This window comes from Streptomyces sp. NPDC058457 (assembly GCF_042720695.1).
Taxonomy (GTDB): Bacteria; Actinomycetota; Actinomycetes; order Streptomycetales; family Streptomycetaceae; genus Streptomyces.
In genome coordinates this window covers 1-2,201 of sequence record NZ_JBHXLU010000191.1, presented here as the reverse complement: position 1 = coordinate 2,201, position 2,201 = coordinate 1, and the positions used below count along the sequence as shown (strand labels likewise).

Here is a 2,201-nt window from a genome sequence, read left to right as displayed (position 1 = left end):
TCCCGGACACCGAGCGCGACATCGAGCACCGACCGGATCCGCGTGATCAGCCGCATCACCAGCAGCGAATCGCCACCGAGGTCGAAGAAGCTGTCCTCAGCACCGATCTGTTCCCGCCCCAGCACCTCCGCGAAGAGGGCGCTGAGCACCTCCTCCGTCGGCGTTGCAGGCGCGCGGGTGAGCATGAGCGCGTGATCGGGGACGGGGAGGGCAGAGCGGTCGACCTTGCCATTGGCCGTCAGCGGGAAGGCGTCCAGGACGACCACCACGGACGGGACCATGTACTCCGGCAGCTTGGCGGCGACGTATGCGCGCAGTTCCTCGGATGCGACTGCCGAGGAACTGACGACATAGCCGGCCAGGCGGCCGTCGCGGACGGTGGCCACGGCCCGTTCCACCTCAGGGTGAGCGGCAAGAACGGCTTCCACCTCCCCGAGTTCGACCCGGAAGCCGCGGATCTTGACCTGCTCATCCGCGCGACCGACGAACTCCAGCTGCCCCTCGACGGTCCAGCGGGCCAGGTCCCCCGTGCGATACATCCGCTCACCGTCACCGAAGGGACAGGCGACAAAGCGCTCGGCCGTCAGGTCGGGGCGACCGATGTATCCACGGGCCAGACCGGCACCGGCGACATACAGCTCGCCGGTCACGCCGACCGGGACGGGACGCAGGAACGCGTCCAGGACGTAGGTACGGACGTTGGGCAGCGGGCGGCCGATCGCAGGAGGCGCATCCTCACCGGTGATGCCCTCCTCCAGGAGGACGGCCGTACTGATGACGGTCGCCTCCGTGGGGCCGTAGGTGTTCCACAGACGGGCGGCTGCCCGCCACCTGGCGGCCAGACCCGCTTCGAGACGCTCCGCACCCAGCACCCAGTTCGCAACACCAGAAACGGCCTCCGGCTCCAGCGCACTCAGCAGCGACGGCACCACACTCGCCGTACCCACACCACTGGACTCGACCATCGCCGCCAAAGCAGACGGATCCCGCCGCTCCTCGGACGAGGCGATCGCCAGCGTGCCACCCGCCGCCAAGGTCACGGCGACGTCCAGGACGGCCGCGTCGAAGCTGAAGGAAGCGAACTGCAACGACGTCACACCAGGACCAGCCCCCAGCACAGGACCCATCGCCGAAGCCAGGTTCGCCACCGAACCATGCGCCACCGCCACACCCTTCGGCCGCCCCGTCGACCCCGACGTATAAATCACATACGCCAGATCACCCGGCCCCACCGACACATCAACCGGCTCCCCAGAGTCGATGGCAAGACCGTCCAGGAGAACGACGTCCCCGTCCAGCCGATCCGCCGTCTCCTCCGTCACCAGCACGAGCCGCGCGCCGCTGTCAGCGACCATGAACGCCAGCCGGTCCGCCGGATACTCCGGATCCAACGGCACATACGCCCCACCCGCCTTCCACACCGCAAGCTGAGCCACCACCATCTCCACCCCACGCGGCAGACACAGCCCCACCCGCGACTCACGCCCCACACCCCGCGCCACCAACCCCCGCGCCAACGCGTCGGAACGCCTGTCCACCTCGGCATAGGTCAAGGTGCGGCCCTCCGAGCGCAGAGCAGCCGCGTCCGGAGCCTCAACAGCCCACCGCCGGAACCGCTCCAGCACAGAGGCCGTGCCCACGTCCTGCACGGTCTCGTTCCACCGCTCGACGACGGAGGCGCGTTCCGAGGCGTCCAGCAGGTCGAGGTCGCTCACCCGCACCTCCGGGTCCGCGGCCATCTGCTCCAGCACCCGCACCACACGACCGACAATCCGCTCCGCCGCCACCGCATCGAACACATCCAGCCGATAGTCCAGCCGGCACTCCATCCCCTCACCCGGCGTCACCACCAGCGTCAACGGATAATGCGCCGACTCCTGCACCCCCACGAAACCCACGGAGAACTGGTCCGGGCCAGGCTCGTCCTCCACCGGACGCGGATTGTTCTGGAAGACGACCAGGGTGTCGAAGGTTGAGCCGGGTCCGGTGTGACGCTGGATCTCGCTCAGGCCGATGTGCTGGTGTGCCATCAGCGCCGACTGCCGGGCCTGAAGCCCCCTCACCAGATCCACCACAGACGACCCACCTGCCAACGACACCCGCACGGGCAGGGTGTTCATCGCCAGACCCACCATCGACTCCACACCCGGCAACTCCGCCGGACGCCCCGCCGACGTCGCCCCGAACACCACCTCCCCACG

1 protein-coding gene is annotated in these 2,201 nt (G+C 68.9%); it reads right to left on the bottom strand.

All coding sequences use genetic code 11. The annotated features are described in order from the left end of the window. The coding region (locus ACFWPS_RS53905; RefSeq protein ID WP_383721901.1) for an amino acid adenylation domain-containing protein at positions 1-2,135 on the bottom strand (2,135 nt) is incomplete at its 3' end. Positions 2,136-2,201 lie beyond the last annotated feature (66 nt).